Source organism: Streptomyces sp. NPDC058751 (genome assembly GCF_042746485.1).
Taxonomy (GTDB): Bacteria; Actinomycetota; Actinomycetes; order Streptomycetales; family Streptomycetaceae; genus Streptomyces.
Genome location: NZ_JBHYPZ010000016.1, coordinates 119,998 through 141,774, shown reverse-complemented (window position 1 = coordinate 141,774; position 21,777 = coordinate 119,998). Strand labels below are relative to the sequence as shown.

Genomic DNA, 21,777 nt, shown 5'->3' with positions numbered 1-21,777 from the left:
TGCCCCGGGCCGCGGTGGAGCGGCCCGGGATTTTTCCCGCGCGCGGGTCACTGGGCGGCGAGTCCGTGGGACCTGAACTGGCCCCGGACGCGTTCGATCAGGGCGGGGTCGGGAACGGGGTTGTCCCGCAGGGGGAAGGGGATGTCCAGGGCCTCGTACTTGGCGGCGCCCATCTTGTGGAAGGGGAGGACGTCCACGCGGTCGACGTTCCCGAGCCCGGAGAGGAACCGGGCGAGTCCGTCGATGGGCTCGGGGGCGTCGGTGTGGCCCGGGACGAGGACGTAGCGGACCCACACCGGGATGTGGAGACGGTCGAGCCTGGTGGCGAAGTTGAGCGTCGGGCCGAGTTCGCCGCCGGTGAGCTTCCGGTAGGCGGTGACGTCGAAGGACTTGATGTCGAGCAGCACCAGGTCGGTGTCCGCGAGGAGCTGGTCGCCGGCACGGGCACCGAGGAACCCGGAGGTGTCCACGGCGGTGTGCAGTCCGGCCTGCTTGCAGCGGCGCAGCACCGCTCCGGTGAAGGCGGGCTGGAGCAGGGGCTCGCCGCCGGTGATGGTCACCCCTCCCCCGGAGGCGGTGATGAACGGCCGGTACTTCTCGATCTCCGCCATCACCTCGTCGACGGTGGCCTCCTTGCCGTCGCGCATGTGCCAGGTGTCGGGGTTGGCGCAGTAGAGACAGCGCAGCGGGCAGCCGTTGACGAAGAGGACGAACCGGGTCCCGGGACCGTCCACGCCGGTGGACAGGTCCCAGGAGTGGATCCGGCCCGTCGTGGCCGTCCTCACAGCGCTCCGTGGAAGGTGCGGCTGATCACGTCGAGCTGCTGCTCACGGGTCAGGCGGACGAAGTTGACGGCGTATCCGGAGACCCGGATGGTCAGCTCCGGGTACTTCTCCGGGTTCTCCATCGCGTCCTCCAGGACCGCCCGGTCCAGGACGTTGACGTTCATGTGGAAGCCGCCGGAGGCCGTGTAGGCGTCGAGGATGCCGACGAGGTGGCCGGCGCGCTCGGCGGGCACGTGTCCCAGGCCCTCCGGGGTGATCGTCGTCGTCAGGGAGATGCCGTCACGGGCGTGCTCGTAGGGCAGCTTGGCGACGGAGAGCGCGGAGGCGGCCACCCCGTGCCGGTCGCGGCCGTTCATCGGGTTCGCGCCGGGTGCGAAGGGCGCTCCCGCGCGGCGGCCGTCGGGCGTGTTGCCGGTGTGCTTGCCGTAGACGACGTTCGAGGTGATCGTCAGCACCGACTGGGTGTGCTCGGCGTCCCGGTAGGTGGGGTGCTCGCGGACCTTCGTCATGAAGGAGTCCACGAGGCCGACGGCGATGGCGTCGGCCCGGTCGTCGTTGTTGCCGTACGCCGGGTACTCGCCCTCGATCTCGTAGTCGACGGCCAGACCGGTCTCGTCGCGGATCACCTTCACCCGGGCGTGCTTGACGGCCGAGAGGCTGTCGACGGCCACGGACAGACCGGCGATGCCGCAGGCCATGAAGCGGTGCACGGGGTAGTCGTGGAGCGCCATCTCGATGCGCTCGTAGGCGTACTTGTCGTGCATGTAGTGGATGACGTTGAGCGCGTCGACGTAGGTCTCCGCCAGCCAGTCCAGCATGACGTCGTACGCCTTGGAGAGCTCCTCGTACTCCAGGTACTCCCCCGTCAGGGCCGGGGCCCCGTGGGCGATCCGCTCGCCGCTCATCTCGTCCCGGCCGCCGTTGATCGCGTACAGCAGTGCCTTGGCGAGGTTGACCCGCGCGCCGAAGAACTGCATCTGCCTGCCGACCGCCATGGCGGAGACGCAGCAGGCGATCGCGGTGTCGTCGCCGGTGCGGGGCCGCATCAGTTCGTCGGACTCGTACTGGACGGCGCTGGTGTCGATGGAGACCTGGGCGCAGAACTCCTTGAAGCCGGACGGGAGGCCGGGCGACCACATGACGGTGAGGTTGGGCTCGGGGGCCGGTCCCAGGTTGTAGAGGGTCTGCAGGAAGCGGAACGAGGTGCGGGTGACGAGCGGGCGGCCGTCCTCGCCGATGCCGCCGATGGACTCCGTGACCCAGGTCGGGTCTCCGGAGAACAGGGCGTCGTACTCGGGGGTGCGCAGGAACCGGACGATGCGCAGCTTGATCACGAAGTCGTCGATCAGCTCCTGGGCCCGGGTCTCGTCCAGGACCCCGGCGTCCAGGTCCCGCTGGAGGTAGACGTCCAGGAAGGTCGAGGTGCGGCCCAGGGACATGGCCGCGCCGTTCTGCTCCTTGACGGCGGCGAGATAGCCCAGGTACAGCCACTGCACGGCCTCGTGGGCGGTGGCGGCGGGGCGCGAGACGTCGCAGCCGTACGTGGCGGCCATCCGGGTCAGTTCGCCCAGCGCCTTGATCTGCTCGGCGAGTTCCTCGCGGTCGCGGATGACGTGCTCGCCGGACGGCGCGGCGTCCAGGCCGGCGCGTTCGGCGCGCTTCGCGGCGATGAGCCGGTCCGTGCCGTACAGCGCCACGCGCCGGTAGTCGCCGATGATCCGGCCCCGGCCGTAGGCGTCGGGCAGACCGGTGATGATGCCGGCCTTGCGGGCGGCGCGCATGGCGGGGGTGTACGCGTCGAAGACGCCTTCGTTGTGGGTCTTGCGGTAGGTGCCGAAGACGCGGGTGACGAAGTCGTCGGGCTCGTAGCCGTACGCCTTCAGCCCGTTCTCGACCATGCGCAGACCGCCGCTCGGCATGATGGCCCGCTTCAGCGGGGCGTCGGTCTGGAGGCCGACGATCAGCTCCCGCTCGCGGTCGATGTATCCGGGGGCGTGCGAGGTGATCGTGGAGGGGGTGGCGGTGTCGACGTCGAGGATCCCCCGCGCCCGCTCCTCGGGGAAGAGCGCGCTGACCGTGCCCCAGACGGCCCGGGTACGGTCCGTCGGGCCGGCCAGGAAGGCCGCGTCGCCCTCGTAGGGCGTGTAGTTGGCCTGGATGAAGTCGCGCACGTCGATCCGCTCGCGCCACGACGTTCCCTCGAAGCCCTGCCACGCCTCCGCCGTACGGCCCTCGGCCGCCACCGTTGTGGTCATCGCCGGTCTCCCTCACACAGTGTCGAATGGTCGGTGCTCCGCGCACTTTCCGCGTCTTCGATACTCGTCCATCGCGATCGTCCCGGCGGGCGCCGAACAGTACAGACTCAAGGAGCCGAAGTCCCGCGTCCGGGGGCCTTTCGGCCCCCCGGTGGCCTCTCAGAGGGGCAGGTCGACGCCGTAGAGCGTGCGGCCCCCGACGAGCTCGCGTCCGGTGACGAGCTCGGAGGCGATCCGGATGAAGACGTCGCGGGGCGAGGCCACCCAGGACCAGGGGCCCGCCCGGTCGAGGCGTTCGTGCTCGACCGGGTCGGTCACCACCACGGCGCGGCCCGTCACGACCACGCTCCAGCCGGAGTGCGCGGTCGCGTCCACCGCGTCGGCCTCGAAGGCCACCACCACGCCGTCGATGCAGCGGGCCAGTTCCGAGTCGGCCGACGTCCGCAGCACGACGGCGGACTCTCCGTCCAGACGGAAGTTGACCGGCAGGACCGCGGGCAGGGCGTCCCGCGTGTGGACGACCCTGCCGATGGGCGCGCCGACGAGCCGGTCCAGGCACTCCTGCCGGCCGAGTTCACGGAAGCCGTCGTTGGGATTCATCACCGGGGCCAACTCTCACGCGTCGAGGCGACACAGCAGTACAGCGACATGCGGTTCAGACTCCGGCGGCCGGGGCCGGGCGGAACAGGGACCATTGGTCCCGGCCGGGCGGAGAATGGCCGCTTCCCGGTGCCCGCTTCACCGGCCGGGGCCGGGTCGCCGGGCTTCGGTGCCTTCGCCGCCGACGGACTCGGCACCGAGTCGCCCGGTCCGGAGCCCCCGCGCCCGGTCCGGGACCGGTCAGTGCACGACGATCCGGCGGCCCGAGATCCTTTCCACGTCGACGCCTACCCACAGGTCGCGCCGCGCTCCGCCGGCCCAGGGGCGGCTGTGGGCGAGGGCGTCGAGCCGCCGTACGGCGCTGGCACCGGTCACGGCACGGGCACGGCCCTGGACGAGCACGCTCCAGCCCTGGCCGAGGGCCTCGTCGATGTGGTCCACCTCGAAGGCGACCCGGGCTCCGACCGCGGCCGCGGGTGCCGAACCGGGCGCCGTCCTGAACATGACCGCCCCCTCGACGACGCCGTAGTTGACGGGAAGGACCACGAGCCCGTCGGGCGTCAGGACGGCGATCCTGCCGACGCCGTGCGTCGACAGCCGGGCCCGGCATTCCTCGGGGCCGAGTTCGATCAGCTCGGCGTGGTCGGCGGCCCGGCCGGTGCCCGGCGGCAGTCCGGTCCCGCCTCCGTGCAGGGCGGCGACGCTGGTGTCGAGGGCGTCCGCGAGCCGGATCAGGGCGCTCGTCCCGGGAGCCGCGCTGGGCTGCTGCTCCAGGTACCGGAGGTAGTCGGCGGCGATGCCCGCGCGGACGGCCGCGTCCTGCCGGGTCAGACCGAGTTCCTCGCGTCGCGCGGCGATGCGCCGCCCGACGTCGCCCGCCCCCGCCGGGGTGCCCGGCGGATCCGGATCGGCCGCTGCCCTGCCGGCCGCCGGCCCTCGCACCTGTGCGGACATGACGCTTCGTGTCTGTTCGAACATGACCCATCACTTCCTTCCGGCGGGGCGTCGCGACGAGCGGAGGGTCCCCACGGGTGGAGCGCCCCGCCGAGTGGAGCGCCCCGGCGGCCAGGACGGACATCGCCTCGTCGACAGGCCGTTCGGCACGCGACTCGGCCTCACATATCCACCCTGACCGGGGCAGATGCCGCGCACATGGGCCGGTCGGTCCCCACCGCGGGACCGGGCGGCCCTTGCCACGGCTCGCGCGCGCGGCGATCCCCTTGCACTGTTGGGGGGTAACGAGGAGGTGCGGTGCCATGCGCGGAGCACAGGGTGCGAGGCAGTGGTGCTGGCGCTGGCGGAGGAATCCGCTGCGTCGCCGTGACGACGTCTTCGAGGCGTGGATCGTGCTGATCGTCTGGACGGTGATGGTGCTGGGCGGCACCCTCGCCGGTCTGGCGACGGCCCGCGCCGCCGACGAGTCCTTCACGCGGCTGCGCCACGACCGGCACGCCGTCCCCGCCGTACTGGTCGGCGGTACGGGATCGGCGGTGCCCGCCGGGGAGGGCACGGTCTACGACAGGGTCCGGGCGACGGTCCGGTGGACGGCCGCGGACGGGGCGCCGCACGTCGGCAGCGCCCTGGTGGAATCCGGGCAGAAGGCCGGAGCCCACGTGGTGATCTGGCTGGACGCGCGGGGCCTGCCCACCACGGCACCGCCGACCGCGAGCGCCGCGGCCACCGAGTCCACCCTGCTGGGCATCGGCGCCGCCGTGGCCCTGGCCGGCCTGGTCTTCGGCGCGGGCGGCCTCGCCCGCTGGCGGCTCGACCAGCGGCGCTACGACCGGTGGGAGCGCGAGTGGGAACGGCTCGGCCCGCAGTGGGGGCACAAGACCCCCTGACCCCGGCACGTCCGTCCTTCCGTGGTCGTGGGTGCGCCCGTTCCCCGGTCCCGGGCACGTCCGTCCCCCGGGCGCGGGTGCGTACGGCCCTCACGCTCGCGGATGCGTCCGGCCGCCCGGTGTTCCGGGTGCGCGCACGAGGAAGGGCCCCGGGGATCCCCGGGGCCCTTCCTCGTGCGGCGGCGGTGGGCGGTCAGTCGTGCGGGATCACCGCGACCGGCGCGGTGGAGTGGTGGAGCACCGCCTGGGTGACCGGGCCGATGTGGCTGCCGACCGGGGACCGCCGGGTGCGACGGCCGACCACGACCAGCGCGGCGTTCCGCGAGGCCTCGACGAGATGGGGCCCCGCGCCGCCGACGACGGCCTGCTCGCGCACCTCGACGGCGGGGAACTTCTCCCGCCAGGGAGCCAGCGCCTCTGCGAGGTGGCGCTGGACCTCGGTGAGCAGCGCGCCGTCGACGCCCGCGTCGAGGGCCCCGCCGTAGCCGTAGTACGGCGGCAGGCTCCAGCCGTGGACGACGCGCAGGTCCGTCACCCTGTGGGCCGCCGCCCGGAAGGCGAACCCGATCACGGAGGCGTCCGGGTGCTCCAGGTCGAGTCCGAGGACGACCTCCTCGTGCCCGGAGGCAGGCCCTGCGGGCCGAGCGTCGGCCCGTACGAGGACGATCGGCGTCCGGCTCCTGGCCACCACGGCCTGCGCCACGGACCCGGTCAGGAAGCCGGCGACGCCGCCGAGGCCCCTGGACCCGAGGACCAGCAGCTCGGCGTCCTCGGCGGCGGCCAGCAGGGCGGTGACGGGCTGTTCGGCGACGCGCTCGGCCGTGACGGACAGACCGGGGTGGTCCGTGACGAGCCCGGCCGCGGTCTCGTGCGGCAGGCGTTCGGCCCAGTCGCGCTGCGGGTCCTCCGAGGACGGCGGAACCGAGGCGCCGGCCAGCGGGCCGTACACGTAGGGGTGCCACAACCACGCGTGCACGAGGTGCAGTCGGGCGTCCGTGCGCCGGGCTTCACCGGCTGCCCATTCGGCTGCGGCGAGGCTCTCGGGCGAGCCGTCCAGACCGACGACGATGGTGCGGGACATCTGGGGACCTCCTTGGGGATGCGTGATCAGTCTCGTGGTGGTGCGGGCGCCCGAGGAGGGGCCGCAGGTCCCCGGAAGGGACCAACCAGCCCATGCGGCGCGGGACTTCGCGCCCGCCGGTGACGAAGCGGCCGGTCCCGCACCCGACCGGTCGGGTGCCCGTGTTCCCGCCGCGGGCGGGTGGAACCCCTCCCGCGCGGCGGAGCGCGGCACGAGTACGGCGGAGCCCGGCGGTGTACGTCGCGGCGCCCCCGCACGTTCACGGGGGCGCCGCGACGGCCGCGGTCACCGCAGCCAGGGACTGCGGTTCACCAGGGGAAGCCGCTCCCAGAGCCGGCCCAGACCCCAGGTGGCACCGGCGCCCGCGGCGGCGAGGGCCACCAGGACGACCGCGTAGACCACGTGGTAGTCGGCGAAGGGGTTGGGCGACATGCTCGGCGAACCGTCGGACAGGTGCCGGGCCGGCGGCCACTCGGCGAGCCACATGAACGCCATCATCACGGTGCCGGCGACCGCGGCGAGCCGCAGGGCGACACCGGCGACGAGGGCGACGCCGATGCCGAGCAGGCCGGCCATGAACAGCCAGTCGACCCAGGTCTGACCGGCCCAGGAGTGGAACGTCGACTCCATCGGCCCGGCGGCGACCCCGCCGAGGAACCCCTTCGTGGGCGAGCCGCCGTCGATCCAGCCCTTGCCGGACGGGGTCGCGTAGCCGAACCCGAAGGTCTTGTCGAGGAAGGCCCACAGGAAGACGAAGCCCGTCAGCAGACGCAGGCCCGCGAAGGCGTACGAGCGGACCGTCGTGGCCGGTGCGTCCGCGGCCTCGCCCGAGGCCCGTGCCGAACGGATCCCGCGCGACGGGAGGTGGAACCCTGTGCGCCGGCGGGGTTGCTCGTGGACTGCCATGATGCTGATCCCTCCCAGGGTGTTCGACATGGACTCGATCGTCGTTTCCTTCTGTTGCGCCTTCAATGTCCTGCGGGGACAAGGGAGTTCGGAGGGGTCGCAAGTCCCCGACGACGGGACCGAAGGTCCCTGCCGGGGGTCGGGCAGCCCGTCCCGCGGGCCCTTCGGCGCGGACCGTGCCGAAGGGCCCGCGACCGGGGCCGGACGGCCCATGGCGGCGGGCTCGGCGCGGGTCGAGATTTGAGGTGAAGGGGTCGGCGCCAGGAAGAGGCGAATCATGAGCACTTCCACCACATCCACCATGCTGCGGGCGCTGCCCGCCCAGCATCGGGAACAGCTCCTCCGAGTGGCCCGCGAGGTGTCGTTCGCCGAGGGCACCCGACTGTTCGAGGAAGGCCGCCACGCGGACCGGTTCTGGATCATCAGGACCGGCACGGTGGCCCTCGACACCCGGGTCCCGGGCTGTCGGCCGGCCGTGATCGAGCTCCTCGGTCACAACGAGCTCGTGGGCTGGTCCTGGCTGTTCGCCCCGCACACCTGGCATCTGGGCGCCGAGGCGACGAGCCCGGTGCGCGCGTACGAGTTCGACGCCGAGGAGGTCCGGGACCTGTGCCGCACCGATCCGGCCCTGGGGATGGCCGTGACCCGGTGGGCCGGCGAGATCGTCGCCCACCGGCTCCAGTCGGCCCGGACCCGGCTGCTCGACCTGTACGCCCCCCACGGAAGCGGCAGCGCGCGCTGAGGACGGGCGCGGCATCAAAAGCGTCATCGAAACGATCGAGGAGTCACCGTGCACGGCAGTCCGCACATCGTGAGCGACGTGATGACCCACACGGTCGCCGCCGTCGGCCGCGGGGCCGGGTTCAAGGAGATCGTGCAGCTGATGGAGCAGTGGCAGGTCAGCGCCCTGCCCGTCCTGGAGGGCGAGAGCCGGGTGATCGGGGTGGTCTCCGAGGCCGATCTGCTGCCCAAGCAGGAGTTCCGCGACCACGACCCCGACCGGCGGACGCAGGCCCGGCGGCTGGACGATCTCGCCAAGGCCGGCGGCGTGCGGGCGGAGGAGCTGATGACGTCTCCGGCGGTCACCGTGCGGGCGGACGCGACCCTGGCGCAGGCCGCCCGCGTCATGGCACGCGCCAAGGTCAAACGGCTGCCCGTCGTCGACGAGACCGGCACTCTGGAGGGTGTCGTCAGCCGCGGCGACCTCCTCAAGGTGTTCCTGCGCAGCGACGAGGACATCGCCGAGGAGGTCCGGAGGGAGGTCGTGTCCTGTCTGTTCCCGGCGTCGCCCGCGGCGGTCCGCGTCGAGGTGCGGGGCGGTGTCGTCACCCTCTTCGGACGGGTCCGCGACACCTCGCTCGTTCCGGTGGCCGCCCGGCTGGTGCGGGCCGTCGAAGGGGTGGTGGACGTGGGTTTCGAGCTGACGGGCCCGGAGGACGCGAAGGGGTGAGCCTGATCACACCCCCTGCGGGGTAGGACGTGTGCACGAGGAAGGGGCCGATCGGCCCTAGTACGCCGGGGCCGAAAGGGTGATGATCTACTTGAGTGGACTCACGGTCCGTCCATTACTGAACAAGGGGTCGTCATGACCGAGGCGCGTACGTTCTCCGAGCAGAACCCGATCAGGGTCTTCCTGCTGGACGACCACGAGGTGGTGCGCCGTGGTCTGACCGATCTGCTGGACGCGGAGCCGGACATCTCGGTGGTCGGTGACGCGGACAGCGTGGAGCACGCCCTGGTGCGCGGTCCCGCGCTGCGCCCCGACGTGGCCGTTCTCGACGTACGTCTGCCGGACGGTGACGGCATCAGCGTCTGCCGGGAACTGCGCAGCCAGATGCCCGAGCTGTCCTGCCTGATGCTGACGTCGTTCGACGACGAGGAGGCGCTGCTCGACGCGATCATGGCCGGGGCGGCGGGCTACGTCCTGAAGCAGATCAAGGGGTCCGACCTGATCTCGGCGGTCCGTACCGTCGCGTCCGGCCAGTCGATGCTGGACCCGACGACGACCGCCCGGCTGATGCGCAAGCTGCGCACGGACCCGGCTGAGGAGCCGCCCCTCGCGCAGGAGCTCGCCGGCCTCTCGCCGCGCGAGCGGGACATCCTCGCGCTGATCGGGGACGGGCTCACGAACCGCGAGATCGGCAAGGAGCTGTACCTGTCCGAGAAGACGGTGAAGAACCACATCTCCCGGCTGCTGGCCAAGCTCGGCGTCCAGCGCCGCGTCCAGGCCGCGGTCCTGGCCAACCAGCTCGAACGCCCGGAGACGGCCGGCCAGCACTCCACGCGCTGAGTCCCGCACCGGCCCGCCCCCGCCGGTACCGCGCGTACCCGGACCGGTCCCCGCTCACGCGCGCCGGTCCGGCAGCGTGAGCGTGCAGGACTCGCCCGGCGCCACCGTGACCGTGCGGTCCGCCAGGGTGATGTCGACCGGCGGTTCGTCCGACGCCGGCACGCTCACGTTCAGCCATCCCGAGCTCAGGTGCAGCTGGACACCGCGGTGACGCCGGTAGCGGATCGCGAGACCGTACTCGGACAGTTCCGGCAGCGGGACCGGGTCGAACCGCAGTGCTCCGCCCCGGGTCTCCAGACCGGTCAGCCCGCGCTGGACGAGGTCGAGGGTGCCCGCCATCGCGCCCAGGTGGATGCCCTCCCCCGTGGTGCCGCCCTGGAGGTCGGCGATGTCGCCCCGCAGCGCCTCGTGGATGTAGGTCCAGGCCTCGGCGCGCCTGGCCCGGCCCAGGACCCAGCCGTGCACCAGGCTGCTCAGCGTCGAGCCGTGGCTCGTACGGCCGAGGTAGTAGTCGACGGTGCGCCGCCAGAGGGTGTCGTCGACCTCGTGTCCGAGCATGCGGAACAGGGCGCCGAGTTCGGCGGGCGAGAAGAGGTAGCCGAGCATCAGCACGTCCGCCTGCTTCGACGCCTGGTAGCGGTTGACGCTGTCGCCCTCGGCCTCCAGGATCCGGTCGAGCCGTCGGATGTCGCCGTACCTCCGCCGGTAGCCCTCCCAGTCGAGCTCCGCGAGGGCGCCGTAGCCCTCGAACTGGCTGACGACGCCGGCGTGGAAGGGCACGTGCAGTCCGCTCGACACGTCGTGCCAGAGATCGAGTTCGGCGGGGTCGAGGCCGGTCCGCTCCACGGTGTCCCGGCGCAGCAGCTCGGGCATCTCGCCCAGCACGTCGAGCGTGCGGCAGAGCACCCAGGCCGCGGTGACGTTCGTGTAGGCGTTGTCGTCGAGTCCGGGCCGGTCGGTGCCCGGGTAGGCGTCGTGGTACTCGTCGGGGCCGACGACACCGCGGATCCGGTAGCGGCCGTAGCCGCTGTCGTACTCGGCGGAGCCGGCCCAGAAGCGGGCGATCTGCACGAGCATCTCGATGCCCTTGGTGTGCAGGAACTCGGTGTCGCCGCTCGCCTCGCAGTACTGCCACACGTTGTACGCGACCGCCGATCCGACGTGGTGCTGGAGGTGCGAGTGGTCGGGCAGCCAGCGTCCGGAACGCGGGTTCAGGTGCAGTCGCTGGGTCTCCTCCCGTCCGTCGCTGCCGCTCTGCCACGGGTACATCGCGCCGGTGCGGCCGGCGTCACGGGCCGCCCGGCAGGCCCGCTCCAGACGGCGGTGGCGGTAGGTGAGCAGGGCGCGGGAGACCTCGGGGAAGTGGAGGTTCAGGAACGGCAGCACGAACAGTTCGTCCCAGAAGACGTGTCCCCGGTACGCCTCGCCGTGCAGCCCCCGGGCCGGGACGCCTGCGTCGAGCTCGGCGGTGTGCGGGGAGAGCGTCTGGAGCACGTGGAACAGGTGCAGGCGCAGGATCGAGCCCGTGCTGTCGCGCACGTCCAGTTCGGCCTTGCGCCACAGCTGCCGCCACGCGGTGCGGTGGTCGCGCAGCAGCGTCTCGAAGTCCGCGGCCCGCTGGACCCGGTCGACGGCCGCGTCCAGCGGGTCCTTGATCGCCCGGTCGCGGGAGGTGTGCAGGGCCACGGTCTTGTCCACGGTCACCGTGCGGCCGTCGGTCAGCTCGATCCTGAGCGACCGGGCGGCGCGTCCCGGGGTGTGCGCGTCCCTGGCCTCGGCGGGCGCGTCCGTGACCGTCCGGGCGGCCAGTGCGATGCCGATCTCCGAGGTGGTGGTGCCGCAGCGCAGCCAGACCGTGCCGGGGCCGCCGGTGCCGGTCCGGACGTCCGTCAGATGGCGTGAGGCGAGGGAGCGGTAGCGCTCGACCCCGCTGTTGGTGACCGTCCCGTCGAGTGCCGACTCGATCTCGACGGGGCCCGACCATCCCTCGGCCGTGACCTCGGTGCGCAGCAGGGCGAGGTGCGGATCGGCCATGTGGACCAGGCGCAGCTGCCGGACGGCGAGGCTGCGGCCCTCCTCGTCCTCGTAGCGCGCGGTGCGTTCCAGGGTGCCCGCGAGCAGGTCGAGGCGCAGCCGGTGGTCGAGCAGCCGGTGGGAGTCGGGGGTGAGCCAGCTCCCGGTGGCGGTCCGCACGCGCAGGGGCAGCCAGTTGGGGAGGTTGACCATGTCCTCGTTCTCGACCTGCTGTCCGGCCACCTGCGAGGTCAGCCGGTTGTAGCAGCCCGCCGCGTACGTGCCCGGGTAGTGGACGGAGTCGGCGGCGCACTCCGGGGCCGCGCCCCGGGTCGCGAAGTACCCGTTGCCGAGGGTGCACAGCGACTCCCGCAGGCGTTCCTGCGCCGGGTGGTAGCCCTCGTACTCCCAGGTGAGGTCGTCCATGCCTCCATCCTCCGGTAGGTACGGGCGGCCCGCCCGTGGCATACGGCGTGCGCGGTTCGTCGTCGGTCAGTACCGTGCTGTCCTGGTGTCCGGCCTCGGGCGTCGAGCGGAGGAGGCGGCATGGCCGACGAGAAGACGGAGAAGGTGCCGCCCGCGGCGTACGAGCGGGAGCTGCTGCGTCTGCAGACGGAGCTGGTGAAGCTCCAGGAGTGGGTGCGGACCGAGGGGGCCCGCATGGTGGTGGTCTTCGAGGGCCGGGACGCCGCGGGCAAGGGCGGCACGATCAAACGGGTGGCGGAACACCTGAACCCGCGCGTCGCGCGGATCGCGGCGCTGCCCAAGCCGACCGAGCGCGAGCGCACCCAGTGGTACTTCCAGCGGTACGTGGAGCATCTGCCGGCCGCCGGGGAGATCGTGCTGTTCGACCGGAGCTGGTACAACCGCGCCGGGGTCGAGCACGTCATGGGTTTCTGCACGAAGGAGGAGCACCAGCTCTTCCTGCGGCAGTGCCCGATCTTCGAGCGGATGCTGGTCGAGGCGGGCGTGCTGCTGCGCAAGTACTGGTTCTCGGTGAGCGACGCGGAGCAGCAGAAGCGCTTTCGGCGCCGGCTCAAGGACCCCACGCGGCGCTGGAAGCTGTCGCCCATGGACCTGGAGTCGATCACCCGCTGGGAGGCGTACTCCCGGGCGAAGGACGAGATGCTGGTGCACACGGACATCACCGAGGCGCCGTGGTTCGTGGTCGAGAGCGACGACAAGCGCCGTGCCAGGCTGAACATGATCGCCCATCTGCTCTCCACGGTGCCGTACCACGAGGTGCCGCCGCCGGTGCTGGAGCTGCCCGAACGGCCGCCGTCGACGGGGTACGTGCGCCCGCCGCGCGATCTGCAGACGTTCGTCCCGGATCACGCGGCGGGCCTCTGAGGCGTCCGCTCCGGCGCGGTCAGCTCCCTTCGCCGAAGTCGAAGACGATCCGGGCCTGGACCCGGCCGTGCAGCACCTCGCCGATGGACTCGTTGACCGAGTCCAGGGGCCGGGACTCGCGGATGACCCTGGTCCGGCCCGCGGCGTGCAGTTCGAACACCTCGGCCAGGTCCTGCCGGGTGCCGACGATGGAGCCGATCACGGAGGTGCCGTTCAGCACGGTCTCGAAGATCGGGACCTGGATCGTGCCGTGCGCCGGCATGGCGACCATGACGAGCTTCCCGCCGCGCCGCAGTCCGGTGTACACCGCGGCGAACGCCTCCTCGTTGACCGCGAGCGCCAGCGCGGTGTGCGCTCCGCCGTGGCTCCGCAGGACCTCGCCCACGTCCTCCTTGCGGGCGTCGATCACGATGTCGGCGCCGAGTTCCCGGGCGAGTTCGAGCTTGTCGTCGGTGACGTCGATCGCCGCCACGGTCGCCCCGGCGATCTTCGCGTACTGGAGTGCCAGATGGCCGAGTCCGCCGACGCCGGAAACGGCGACGAGCTGGCTGGGCCGGACGTCGGCGACCTTCAGGGCCTTGTACGTGGTGACGCCGGCGCAGGTGAGCGGGGCCGCGTCGAGCGGGGAGATCCCCTCGGGCACCGGCTGGGCGAAGTCGGCCCAGGCGAGCATCTTCTCGGCGTAGCCTCCGTCGCACCCGTAGCCGGTGTTGATCTGCTGCTCGCACAGGGTCTCCCAGCCGGAGAGACAGTGCTCGCAGCGTCCGCACGCCTTGCCGAGCCAGGGCACGGCGACCCGCTGTCCCACCCTGAGGTGGGTGACGCCCTCGCCCAGTGCCTCGACCAGGCCGACGCCCTCGTGTCCGGGGACGAACGGCGGGCTCGGCTTGACCGGCCAGTCGCCGTGGGCCGCGTGGATGTCGGTGTGGCAGAGCCCGGATGCCTCCAGCCGGATGCGGACCTGGCCGGGTGCCGGCTCGGGGTCCGGGCGCTCCTCGATGACCAGCGGCTCACCGAACGCTCGTACGACTGCTGCTTTCATGAGGTGTCCCTCCTTGCGCGAACGGGATGCGATCGGCACGGGGCCGGGGACGGCCCGCTGCGATCACGGGTGCGGAACGACCGCCACGGGGGCGGTGGCGTGGTGGAGCACGGCGTGCGTGACGGGCCCGATGTGCGCGCCGGGCGCGGCACGGCGGATCCTGCGGCCCACGACCACGAGCGACGCCTCCCGGGAGGCGTCCACGAGGTGGCTGGCCGGCTTCCCCGACAGGGAGTCCTCGATGATCTCGACGGCCGGGTACTTGTCGCGCCAGGTCCGCAGGGCCGCGGTCATGACGGCGGCGTCCTCGGCGGCGAGCCGGTAGTTCAGCCTCAGGTCCGCCGGCAGCCCGTACGCGATGTAGGGCGGCTCGTTCCAGGAGTGCACGGCCCGCAGCGCCGTGGCGCGCAGGAGGGCCGCCTCGAAGGCGAAACCGGTCAGCTCGTCGTCCGGGGCGCCGATGTCGAGTCCGAGCACGACGGGGCGGAAGGGCGCCGCGGCGGACGGGATGCCCGTCGGGTCCGGCAGGTGCTCGTCGGCGGCCTGTTCACCGGCGCGCACGAGGACCACGGGCCGCCCGACGTGCGCCACGACGGCCAGTCCGACCGAGCCGACCATGAAACCGCCCACCCCGCTGAGCCCTCGCGTGCCGAGGACCAGGAGTTCGGCGTCGTCGGCGGCCTTCAGCAGCACCTCGGCGGGCCGGCCCGAGAGCTGCTCCACCGTGACGTGGACTCCCGGGTGGCGTGCCCTCACCCCTTCGGCGGCCTCGCGCGGGATCCTCTCGCTCCAGTGCTGGTGGGTCTCGGCGCCGAGCAGCGGTGCCTGGGCCAGGGGGCCGGGGTCCGGTTCCCACACGTTGACCAGTCTGACCGGCAGACCGCGCAGCCGCGCCTCGCGGGCCGCCCATTCGACGGCGGCGAGACTCTCGGGAGAACCGTCGAGGCCCACGGTGACGGTGCGGGGCATGATGTCCACCTCCTGAGTCGGTGGCCCGGTGGGGTTCCGGTTCCAGCATCGTGTCGAACGGTCGGGCAGGGCAGGGGCCGCAGGTCCCCGGTGCGGACCGTTCGGCCCGTGCGGGCGCCCCCGGAGCGGGCCCCGACGGCGCGTCCTGCGGCCTGTGCGGACGGCAGGAAGCCCGGACCGGAGAGTCCGCCGGTCCCGGGTGTCGCCCGCCGAGTCCGGTGCGAGGACGGTCAGGACGGCGGGGACGAGGTGGTGGCCGGCGAACGGGTTCACCGGCGGCCCCGCGAGCCGTCCGGCGGGTGCCGGGCCGGCGGCCTCGGTGCCACCCGCATCGGTCACGTCACCACGATGCCCGTGATCGGGGAGACGCGCACCGCGACACCGCCGATCAGGGCGGGCCCCGTCCCGGGCGGGCCGCGGTCGGCGCCCGTCCTGCGACGGAGGGTGGGACCCGGTGCGCCGGCGGGTGCCCGTCGGCGTCAGCCCGTGGCGGCGAGCAGGGGCGTGCCGCCGAGGACCCTCGAGAACTGGTCCACCACCTGGGCCAGGGCCTCGGCACTGCCCGGCGCCACGGTCACACTCCCGTCCTGGCCCGTGGTGATGTCCTTGTCGAGGGTGAACCAGCCCTGCACAATGTGCGCCGCTCCCATGGAGTTGAGGACCGGACGGAGCGCGTAGTCCAGGGCGAGCACATGGGCGGTACTGCCTCCCGTCACCAGCGGCAGCACGGTCTTCCCGGTCAGGGCGTACTGCGGGAGCAGGTCGAGCAGGGCCTTCAGGACCCCGGAGTAGGCGGCCTTGTAGACAGGGGTGGCGACGACCACGCCGTCGGCACGGGCGAACAGTTCGGCCGCCTCGACTATGGCGGGGTGCCGGAAGTCCGCGCCGAGCAACGCCTCGGCGGGGATCGTACGGACGTCGAGGGGGATCACGTCGTGGCCCTGTGCGGCAAGCCGGGCGTCGAGGTGGCGCAGGAGCCTGGCGGTGCGCGAGGAGACCGAGGGGCTGCCGGAGACGGACAGGACGGTGGCCATGAGTCCTCTTTCGTGAACGAGTTCCGGATGGGGACCGCGAACGGGCTCGCGGATGGGTTCCGTGACCCGGGTGCCGGGTCGGCGGACTGCCGGACGGGCGGACAGGCGGGCGGGCGGGCGGGAAGCGGTACGGAGACAGGCCAGGCTCGCACTCCGCATGCGCGGCACGCTGGAAACGGGCCTGAGTCCGGACGGACTCCCGCTCTCCGCGAGGCGGTCGGACCTCGGCGCGGCGCGGACCGCGGCGCGGCACCGGGTGCCGGCGGCTGTCCGGAACGCGCCGGGGTTCGCGAACTCAGCCGGAATCAGCCGGAGTTCGGGTGCCGGAGCAAGGGGAGAGAGAAGGGGAGACGCCGGATCGCGCTGGGAAGCGGTCACCGTGGGGGACGGACCCGGGCGAAGGAGCCGCGGCCGGGATCGTCAGGCTTCGCGGCGACAGAAGGCGCTGCAGACACGCGCGAGGTCGACGTGGCGTCGCCGCGTGAGGTCCAGTCGCTTCTTCATGGCGGAGATCGTCGCAGCCCAGGACGCGGGCAGTCAAGGAACGGCCGTCCGGTCTCGCATCCCGGAACATGACATGTCTCGGTGGAACCCGGGCAACCGCATCCCACGGGACCCTCCGAGCCGGGTCCGCTGTCAGAGCCGGAGGTGTCTGCCGCCATGGGCACAGAGGTACTGGAACGATTTCCCGCCGGGGCTCCGCGCGGATCCTGGACCGCGGAGGAGTACGCGGCCCGACGCCGTACGGAGGGCCTGCGGGCGACGGTCGTGATGGATCTGGACTCGGACGCGTTCCTCGTGGTGGTTCCGGCCGGCGACGAGGACTGAGCCGCGCAACGGCGGACGGTCCGCCCGCGGGAACCACGCGAGCGGACCGTTCGTACCGGATCGTTCGTACCGGTCCGGCCGGACAGGACAGGCCGGCCGGACCGGACAGGCCGGATCAGGCAGATCTGATCAGGCTTGCCGCGACTCGGCCTCGCGCACCTCGGCGCGCCCGTCCTCCCGGGCTCCGGGCGCGGACGCCGGCCCGGGTCCGGCCCCGGGTCCGCGGCTGAGCGTCCCCGGCCACCACGCCCGGCGGCCGATGTCACGGACCAGGGCGGGCACGAGCAGGGAGCGGACGACCAGGGTGTCGAGCAGGACGCCGAAGGCGACGATGAAGGCGATCTGCACCAGGAAGGCCAGCGGGATCACCCCGAGGGCGGCGAAGGTCGCGGCCAGCACCACACCCGCCGAGGTGATCACCCCGCCGGTGGCCACGAGTCCGCGCAGCACACCCTGGCGCACCCCGTGACGCAACGACTCCTCGCGGACCCGGGACATCAGGAAGATGTTGTAGTCGACGCCCAGGGCCACCAGGAACACGAAGCCGTACAGCGGCACGGACGCGTCGGTGCCGGTGAAACCGAACCCGTGCCGGAACACCAGCGACGAGATGCCCAGCGTGGCGAGGAAGTTGAGCGCCACCGTGGCCACCAGGAGCACCGGCATGAGCAGCGAGCGGAGCAGGACGGTCAGGATGACCAGGATGATGGCGAGGACCACCGGCACGATGAGCGCGCGGTCGCGTTCGGCGGTCTGCCGGGTGTCGTACTGCTGGGCCGCGTAACCGCCCACGAGCGCGTCGGCGCCCGGTACGGCGTGCACCGCGGTGCGCAGCCGGGCGACCGTGGCCTTGGCGGCGTCGCTGTCCGCGGCGGACCGCAGCGTGACGTCGACACGGACCCGGCCGTCGACGATCCGGGGCGCTCCCCCGCCGGGCCGCCCGGACTCCGTCACCGCGGCGGCCGACGCGACACCGTCCGTCGCGCGTGCCGCGGACGTGACCTGCCCGACGCGGTCCGCGTTCGCGATGATCACGGCGGGGTTGCCCGAGCCGCCGGGGAAGTGCCGCCCGAGGGTCTCCTGGGCGGCGACCGACGGCGCGTCGTTGACGAAGATCTCGGAGAGTGGGATGCCCTTCGCGGTCAGGGTGGGCGCGAAGGCCGCGCAGGCGAGGAGCCCGGCCAGGGCCGTCGCCCAGACCTTGCGCGGCGCGCGGTCGACCAGCGCCGCGACCCGGTTCCAGATGCCGTCGCCGGTGCTCACCGAGCCGGCCCGGCGGGGCTTGGCCGGCCAGTAGGCGGCGCGGCCGAGGAGCACCAGGACGGCGGGCAGGAAGGTGAGGGAGCTGAGCGCGGCGCAGGCCACGCCGATGGCGCCCACGGGACCGAGCGCCCGGTTGTTCGTCAGGTCGCTGAGCAGCAGCGCCAGGAGTCCGAGGGCGACCGTTCCCGCGCTCGCGACGATCGCGCCCCAGGACTGCCGCAGCGCCTCCCGGGCGGCCGCGAACCGGTCCGGGGTCAGGGCGAGTTCCTCGCGGAAGCGGGCGCTGAGCAGGAGGGCGTAGTCGGTCGCGGCGCCGATCACGAGGATCGAGAGGATGCCCTGGACCTGCCCGTCGACGCGTACGACGTCGTGGTCGGCGAGGACGTAGACGACGGCGCAGGACAGGCCGAGCGCGAACACCGATCCGAGGATGATGAGGAAGGGCAGGAGCACGCTGCGGTAGACGAGCAGCAGGATGACGAGGACGGTGGCGAGGGCCACGCCGAGGAGCAGTCCGTCGACCCCGGCGAAGGCGTCGCCGAGGTCGGCCTGGCTGGCCGCGGGTCCGGCGATCCACGCCGTCGTGCCCGGGACGCCTGCGGCGGCGGTACGAATGCGTTCGACGGTCTCGGGGAGCTGCTTGCCGAGGTCGGTCCTGAGCTGGACGACGCCCTCCAGGGCCTTGCCGTCCTGCGAGGGCAGGGCGGGCGAGGGCCGGCCGACCACGCCGGGGGTGCCGGCGAGACCGGCGAGCGCGCGGGTCGCGGCGGACTGCCGGGCCCCGGCGGAGGCGTCGCCCTCCACGGTCCACACGACGATCGCGGGCAGCGTCCCGTCCTGCTGGAAGGCACGCTGCTGGACCACCACCTTCGTGGACTCGGCGCTGCGCGGCAGGAAGGCGGCCTGGTCGTTGGTGGAGACCTCGCCGAGCCGGCCGGCGTAGGGGCCGAGGGCGCCTCCGATGCCGAGCCAGGCGACGAGCAGGACGACGGGGATCAGCCACAGGGCTCGTCGCGGGGTGAGGGACATCGCTCTCCAGATTTTCGCCGACAGGTGTCTCGATGAATGACAATCTCAATCATTGAGATATCTCGGGGCCAGATCGTAGACCATGCCCCGGATTCCCGCCCCGGCGGCCGTACGGATGCGGCGGACGGCGACCGTTCGCACCCGGGACGAGGGCCCGCCCGCGCCTGCGGGTTCAGCGACCGGGTGAGCGTACGGCCGAGAGCTGTTCGTTCATCGTCGCCAGGAAACGGAGGACCACGGACAACTCGTCCTCACTGAAACCGGACCGCACGCTCGCCGTGACGTCGGCGAGCGGCCGGAAGTGGGCGCGCGCGGCCGACCTCGCGTCGGGGACGTAGTGGAGGTGGACCACCCTGCGGTCGGGGCTCTCCCGGACGCGCCGGATGTGGCCCGCGCGTTCGAGCCGGTCCAGACACGCGGTGACCGCGCCCGAGGTGAGTCCGAGGTGCTCGCGCAGCCGTCCGGGCGTGAGCGGCTCGGGGGCGTCGAGGATCGCCGCGAGCGCCAGGACGTCCGTCGCGTGCAGGCCGTGTTCCCCGGCGAAGCCGTGCACCAGCCGGTTGATCTCGCCGTTCAGCCGGCGCAGTTCGACCGCGAAGGTGTGGAGGTCCGTCGCCGCGCTCCGGTCCCGCCCGCGGCCCGCGCCGGGGTCCGCACCGGGGTCCGCGCCGGGGTCCGCACCGGGGTCCGCGCCGGGGTCCGCGCCGGGGTCCGCGCCGTCCGTCCGGTCGTCGGGGTCGTCTCGTCTGGCCACGTGATCAGCCTATAGAAGCCTTGACGCCTCTCCGCCCGGGTACCCGGCACCTTTCCGTCCGGGCCCCGGTGCCCGGTGACCACCCCGTACGGCGCATCCGCGGGCGGTTCCCGGGGGGAAGGGATCAGGGAGGGAGGAGGTCCCCGAGGGGGCCCGACGGCGACCGACGGAGGACCCATGAGCGACGAGGAGACAGGCACCGGCCCCCGGTGTCTGGTGACCGGTGCCACCGGCTACATCGGCGGACGGCTGGTACCCGAACTGCTGGCCGAGGGGTACCGGGTGCGCTGTCTGGCCCGCTCGCCCGCCAAGCTGCGCGACTATCCCTGGGCGGGCGAGGCGGAGGTCGTGCGCGGCAACGTCACGGACGCCGGCTCGGTCGCCGACGCGCTGCGCGACTGCGAGGTCGCCTACTACCTCGTGCACGCGCTCGGCACGGGCCGCGACTTCGAGGAGACGGACCGCAGGGCGGCCCGGATCTTCGGCGAGCGGGCACGTGCGGCGGGCGTGCGGCGGATCGTCTACCTGGGCGGTCTCACCCCCGAGGGCGTTCCGGTCCGGGAGCTGTCGCCGCACCTGAGGTCCCGGGCCGAGGTGGGGCGCATCCTGCTGGAGTCGGGCGTACCGACCACCGTGCTGCGCGCCGCGGTGATCATCGGCTCCGGCTCGGCCTCCTTCGAGATGCTGCGCTATCTCACCGAGCGGCTGCCGGTGATGGTGACGCCGAGCTGGGTGCACACCCGGATCCAGCCGATGGGCGTGCGCGACGTGCTGCGCACCCTGGTCGGCAGCGCCGGGATGCCCCCGGAGGTCAACCGCGCCTTCGACATCGGCGGTCCCGACGTCCTCACGTACCTGGAGATGATGCGGCGGTACGCGGCCGTCGCCGGCCTGCCGCGCAGGCTCATCTTCCCGGTGCCGGTGCTCACGCCCCGGCTGTCCAGTCACTGGGTCGGACTGGTCACCCCGGTGCCCGCGTCGATCGCGCGCCCGCTCACCGAGTCGCTGCGCCACGAGGTCGTGTGCCACGAGCACGACATCGTCCGGTACGTTCCCGATCCTCCGGGCCGGCCGATCGGCTTCGACGCGGCGGTCACCCTGGCGCTCCAGCGGGTGCGCGACGCGCAGGTGACCACCCGCTGGTCGTCGGCGTCGTACCCCGGGACGGCCAGCGACCCGCTGCCCACCGACCCCGACTGGGCCGGCGGCAGCCTCTACACGGACGAACGCGAACTGACCGTGGACGCGTCGCCGCGGAGCCTGTGGCGGGTGATCGAGGGCATCGGCGGGGACAACGGCTGGTACTCCTTCCCGCTCGCCTGGGCGGTGCGCGGCTGGATGGACCGGCTGGTGGGCGGGGTGGGGCTGCGGCGCGGGCGCCGGGACGCCGGCCGGCTGCGGGTGGGCGACTCCCTCGACTTCTGGCGGGTGGAGGAGATCGAGCCGGGCCGTCTGCTGCGGCTGCGGGCGGAGATGAGGCTGCCGGGACTGGCGTGGCTGGAGATGTACGCCGACGTGACGGACGACGGGCGTACGCGCTACCGGCAGCGGGCCCTGTTCCATCCGCACGGGCTGCTCGGGCACCTGTACTGGTGGAGCGTCTCGCCGTTCCACACCGTGGTGTTCGGCGGCATGGCCCGGAACATCGCCCTGGCCGCCGGGAACACCCCCGCCGACGCGACGGCCCCCGCGCTCGCCCGCTGACCCGCGGCGGCACCGTGCCCCGCTCCCCGCAGC

The 21,777-nt window shown here is 72.9% G+C and carries 20 protein-coding genes; 7 read left to right on the top strand and 13 right to left on the bottom strand.

Going from position 1 to position 21,777, the window contains the following annotated elements; genetic code table 11:
• Positions 1–47 precede the first annotated feature (47 nt).
• The 4 genes from pflA to ACFW6B_RS17255 all read right to left on the bottom strand — a co-directional run bounded on the left by pflA (position 48) and on the right by ACFW6B_RS17255 (position 4,618).
• On the bottom strand, positions 48–785 hold the full coding sequence (pflA, locus tag ACFW6B_RS17270) for a pyruvate formate-lyase-activating protein (RefSeq protein WP_386596753.1): 738 nt from the start codon (positions 783–785) through the stop codon (positions 48–50).
• On the bottom strand, positions 782–3,040 hold the full coding sequence (gene pflB / locus ACFW6B_RS17265; protein WP_386596751.1) for a formate C-acetyltransferase: 2,259 nt from the start codon (positions 3,038–3,040) through the stop codon (positions 782–784). Before pflB ends, pflA begins: the two co-directional genes overlap by 4 nt.
• A 159-nt stretch (positions 3,041–3,199) precedes the next feature.
• Positions 3,200–3,640, bottom strand: a complete 441-nt coding sequence (locus ACFW6B_RS17260; RefSeq protein WP_386596803.1) for a pyridoxamine 5'-phosphate oxidase family protein — start codon at positions 3,638–3,640, stop codon at positions 3,200–3,202.
• Positions 3,641–3,880: 240 nt separating this feature from the next.
• A complete protein-coding gene (locus ACFW6B_RS17255; protein ID WP_386596749.1) occupies positions 3,881–4,618 on the bottom strand; it encodes a helix-turn-helix domain-containing protein in 738 nt (245 codons plus the stop codon).
• 278 nt (positions 4,619–4,896) lie between these two features.
• Between ACFW6B_RS17255 and ACFW6B_RS17250 the strand changes: the two genes are divergently transcribed.
• Positions 4,897–5,481, top strand: a complete 585-nt coding sequence (locus ACFW6B_RS17250; protein ID WP_386596746.1) for a hypothetical protein — start codon at positions 4,897–4,899, stop codon at positions 5,479–5,481.
• Positions 5,482–5,674: 193 nt separating this feature from the next.
• Here the strand turns inward: ACFW6B_RS17250 and ACFW6B_RS17245 are convergent, their stop codons facing one another.
• Complete coding sequence (locus ACFW6B_RS17245; protein ID WP_386596744.1) at positions 5,675–6,562, bottom strand: universal stress protein; 888 nt, start codon at positions 6,560–6,562, stop codon at positions 5,675–5,677.
• Positions 6,563–6,847: 285 nt separating this feature from the next.
• Positions 6,848–7,468, bottom strand: a complete 621-nt coding sequence (locus ACFW6B_RS17240) for a hypothetical protein (RefSeq protein WP_386596801.1) — start codon at positions 7,466–7,468, stop codon at positions 6,848–6,850.
• Positions 7,469–7,745: 277 nt separating this feature from the next.
• Here ACFW6B_RS17240 and ACFW6B_RS17235 point away from each other — a divergent pair, with 277 nt between their 5' ends.
• The 3 genes from ACFW6B_RS17235 to ACFW6B_RS17225 all read left to right on the top strand — a co-directional run bounded on the left by ACFW6B_RS17235 (position 7,746) and on the right by ACFW6B_RS17225 (position 9,758).
• Positions 7,746–8,210, top strand: a complete 465-nt coding sequence (locus ACFW6B_RS17235) for a Crp/Fnr family transcriptional regulator (protein WP_386596742.1) — start codon at positions 7,746–7,748, stop codon at positions 8,208–8,210.
• 48 nt (positions 8,211–8,258) lie between these two features.
• On the top strand, positions 8,259–8,918 hold the full coding sequence (locus ACFW6B_RS17230) for a CBS domain-containing protein (protein WP_386596740.1): 660 nt from the start codon (positions 8,259–8,261) through the stop codon (positions 8,916–8,918).
• A 135-nt stretch (positions 8,919–9,053) separates the two neighbouring features.
• On the top strand, positions 9,054–9,758 hold the full coding sequence (locus ACFW6B_RS17225) for a response regulator (RefSeq protein ID WP_386596738.1): 705 nt from the start codon (positions 9,054–9,056) through the stop codon (positions 9,756–9,758).
• Between the two features lie 54 nt (positions 9,759–9,812).
• Here ACFW6B_RS17225 and ACFW6B_RS17220 read toward each other — a convergent pair whose 3' ends face one another.
• A complete protein-coding gene (locus ACFW6B_RS17220; RefSeq protein ID WP_386596736.1) occupies positions 9,813–12,197 on the bottom strand; it encodes a glycoside hydrolase family 65 protein in 2,385 nt (794 codons plus the stop codon).
• A gap of 120 nt (positions 12,198–12,317) precedes the next feature.
• Between ACFW6B_RS17220 and ppk2 the strand changes: the two genes are divergently transcribed.
• On the top strand, positions 12,318–13,121 hold the full coding sequence (gene ppk2, locus ACFW6B_RS17215; protein ID WP_386596734.1) for a polyphosphate kinase 2: 804 nt from the start codon (positions 12,318–12,320) through the stop codon (positions 13,119–13,121).
• A gap of 19 nt (positions 13,122–13,140) precedes the next feature.
• Here the strand turns inward: ppk2 and ACFW6B_RS17210 are convergent, their stop codons facing one another.
• From ACFW6B_RS17210 to ACFW6B_RS17195, 4 genes are all read right to left on the bottom strand, one after another.
• Positions 13,141–14,163 (bottom strand): zinc-dependent alcohol dehydrogenase, encoded by a 1,023-nt coding sequence (locus tag ACFW6B_RS17210; RefSeq protein ID WP_386596732.1) that lies wholly within the window; start codon positions 14,161–14,163, stop codon positions 13,141–13,143.
• A 63-nt stretch (positions 14,164–14,226) separates the two neighbouring features.
• Complete coding sequence (locus ACFW6B_RS17205) at positions 14,227–15,132, bottom strand: universal stress protein (protein WP_386596729.1); 906 nt, start codon at positions 15,130–15,132, stop codon at positions 14,227–14,229.
• 479 nt (positions 15,133–15,611) lie between these two features.
• Positions 15,612–16,166, bottom strand: coding sequence for an NADPH-dependent FMN reductase (ssuE, locus tag ACFW6B_RS17200; protein WP_386596727.1), 555 nt, complete (start codon positions 16,164–16,166; stop codon positions 15,612–15,614).
• A gap of 420 nt (positions 16,167–16,586) precedes the next feature.
• Positions 16,587–16,670 carry a putative leader peptide gene (locus tag ACFW6B_RS17195; RefSeq protein WP_386596799.1) on the bottom strand — a complete coding sequence of 28 codons (84 nt, stop codon included), beginning with the start codon at positions 16,668–16,670 and terminating at the stop codon, positions 16,587–16,589.
• A gap of 156 nt (positions 16,671–16,826) precedes the next feature.
• On the opposite strand from ACFW6B_RS17195, the gene ACFW6B_RS17190 reads away from it, so the two are divergent.
• Complete coding sequence (locus ACFW6B_RS17190; protein WP_386596725.1) at positions 16,827–16,994, top strand: hypothetical protein; 168 nt, start codon at positions 16,827–16,829, stop codon at positions 16,992–16,994.
• Positions 16,995–17,123: 129 nt separating this feature from the next.
• Here the strand turns inward: ACFW6B_RS17190 and ACFW6B_RS17185 are convergent, their stop codons facing one another.
• Positions 17,124–19,286 carry an MMPL family transporter gene (locus tag ACFW6B_RS17185; RefSeq protein WP_386596723.1) on the bottom strand — a complete coding sequence of 721 codons (2,163 nt, stop codon included), beginning with the start codon at positions 19,284–19,286 and terminating at the stop codon, positions 17,124–17,126.
• Between the two features lie 172 nt (positions 19,287–19,458).
• Entirely contained in the window at positions 19,459–20,040 is a 582-nt protein-coding gene (locus tag ACFW6B_RS17180; protein ID WP_386596721.1) for a MarR family winged helix-turn-helix transcriptional regulator, read from the bottom strand.
• Between the two features lie 177 nt (positions 20,041–20,217).
• Here ACFW6B_RS17180 and ACFW6B_RS17175 point away from each other — a divergent pair, with 177 nt between their 5' ends.
• Positions 20,218–21,744, top strand: a complete 1,527-nt coding sequence (locus tag ACFW6B_RS17175; protein ID WP_386596719.1) for an SDR family oxidoreductase — start codon at positions 20,218–20,220, stop codon at positions 21,742–21,744.
• Positions 21,745–21,777 lie beyond the last annotated feature (33 nt).

Coding starts and splice junctions, on each gene's coding strand:
- ppk2 (WP_386596734.1), top strand. CDS start 12,318: ATGGCCGACGAGAAGACGGAGAAGGTGCCGCCCGCGGCGTACGAGCGG.
- ACFW6B_RS17245 (WP_386596744.1), bottom strand. CDS start 6,562: ATGTCCCGCACCATCGTCGTCGGTCTGGACGGCTCGCCCGAGAGCCTC.
- ACFW6B_RS17260 (WP_386596803.1), bottom strand. CDS start 3,640: ATGAATCCCAACGACGGCTTCCGTGAACTCGGCCGGCAGGAGTGCCTG.
- ACFW6B_RS17195 (WP_386596799.1), bottom strand. CDS start 16,670: ATGAAGAAGCGACTGGACCTCACGCGGCGACGCCACGTCGACCTCGCG.
- ACFW6B_RS17210 (WP_386596732.1), bottom strand. CDS start 14,163: ATGAAAGCAGCAGTCGTACGAGCGTTCGGTGAGCCGCTGGTCATCGAG.
- ACFW6B_RS17255 (WP_386596749.1), bottom strand. CDS start 4,618: ATGTTCGAACAGACACGAAGCGTCATGTCCGCACAGGTGCGAGGGCCG.
- ACFW6B_RS17240 (WP_386596801.1), bottom strand. CDS start 7,468: ATGGCAGTCCACGAGCAACCCCGCCGGCGCACAGGGTTCCACCTCCCG.
- ACFW6B_RS17175 (WP_386596719.1), top strand. CDS start 20,218: ATGAGCGACGAGGAGACAGGCACCGGCCCCCGGTGTCTGGTGACCGGT.
- pflB (WP_386596751.1), bottom strand. CDS start 3,040: ATGACCACAACGGTGGCGGCCGAGGGCCGTACGGCGGAGGCGTGGCAG.
- ACFW6B_RS17225 (WP_386596738.1), top strand. CDS start 9,054: ATGACCGAGGCGCGTACGTTCTCCGAGCAGAACCCGATCAGGGTCTTC.
- ACFW6B_RS17220 (WP_386596736.1), bottom strand. CDS start 12,197: ATGGACGACCTCACCTGGGAGTACGAGGGCTACCACCCGGCGCAGGAA.
- ACFW6B_RS17205 (WP_386596729.1), bottom strand. CDS start 15,132: ATGCCCCGCACCGTCACCGTGGGCCTCGACGGTTCTCCCGAGAGTCTC.
- ACFW6B_RS17235 (WP_386596742.1), top strand. CDS start 7,746: ATGAGCACTTCCACCACATCCACCATGCTGCGGGCGCTGCCCGCCCAG.
- ACFW6B_RS17185 (WP_386596723.1), bottom strand. CDS start 19,286: ATGTCCCTCACCCCGCGACGAGCCCTGTGGCTGATCCCCGTCGTCCTG.
- ssuE (WP_386596727.1), bottom strand. CDS start 16,166: ATGGCCACCGTCCTGTCCGTCTCCGGCAGCCCCTCGGTCTCCTCGCGC.
- ACFW6B_RS17250 (WP_386596746.1), top strand. CDS start 4,897: ATGCGCGGAGCACAGGGTGCGAGGCAGTGGTGCTGGCGCTGGCGGAGG.
- ACFW6B_RS17190 (WP_386596725.1), top strand. CDS start 16,827: ATGGGCACAGAGGTACTGGAACGATTTCCCGCCGGGGCTCCGCGCGGA.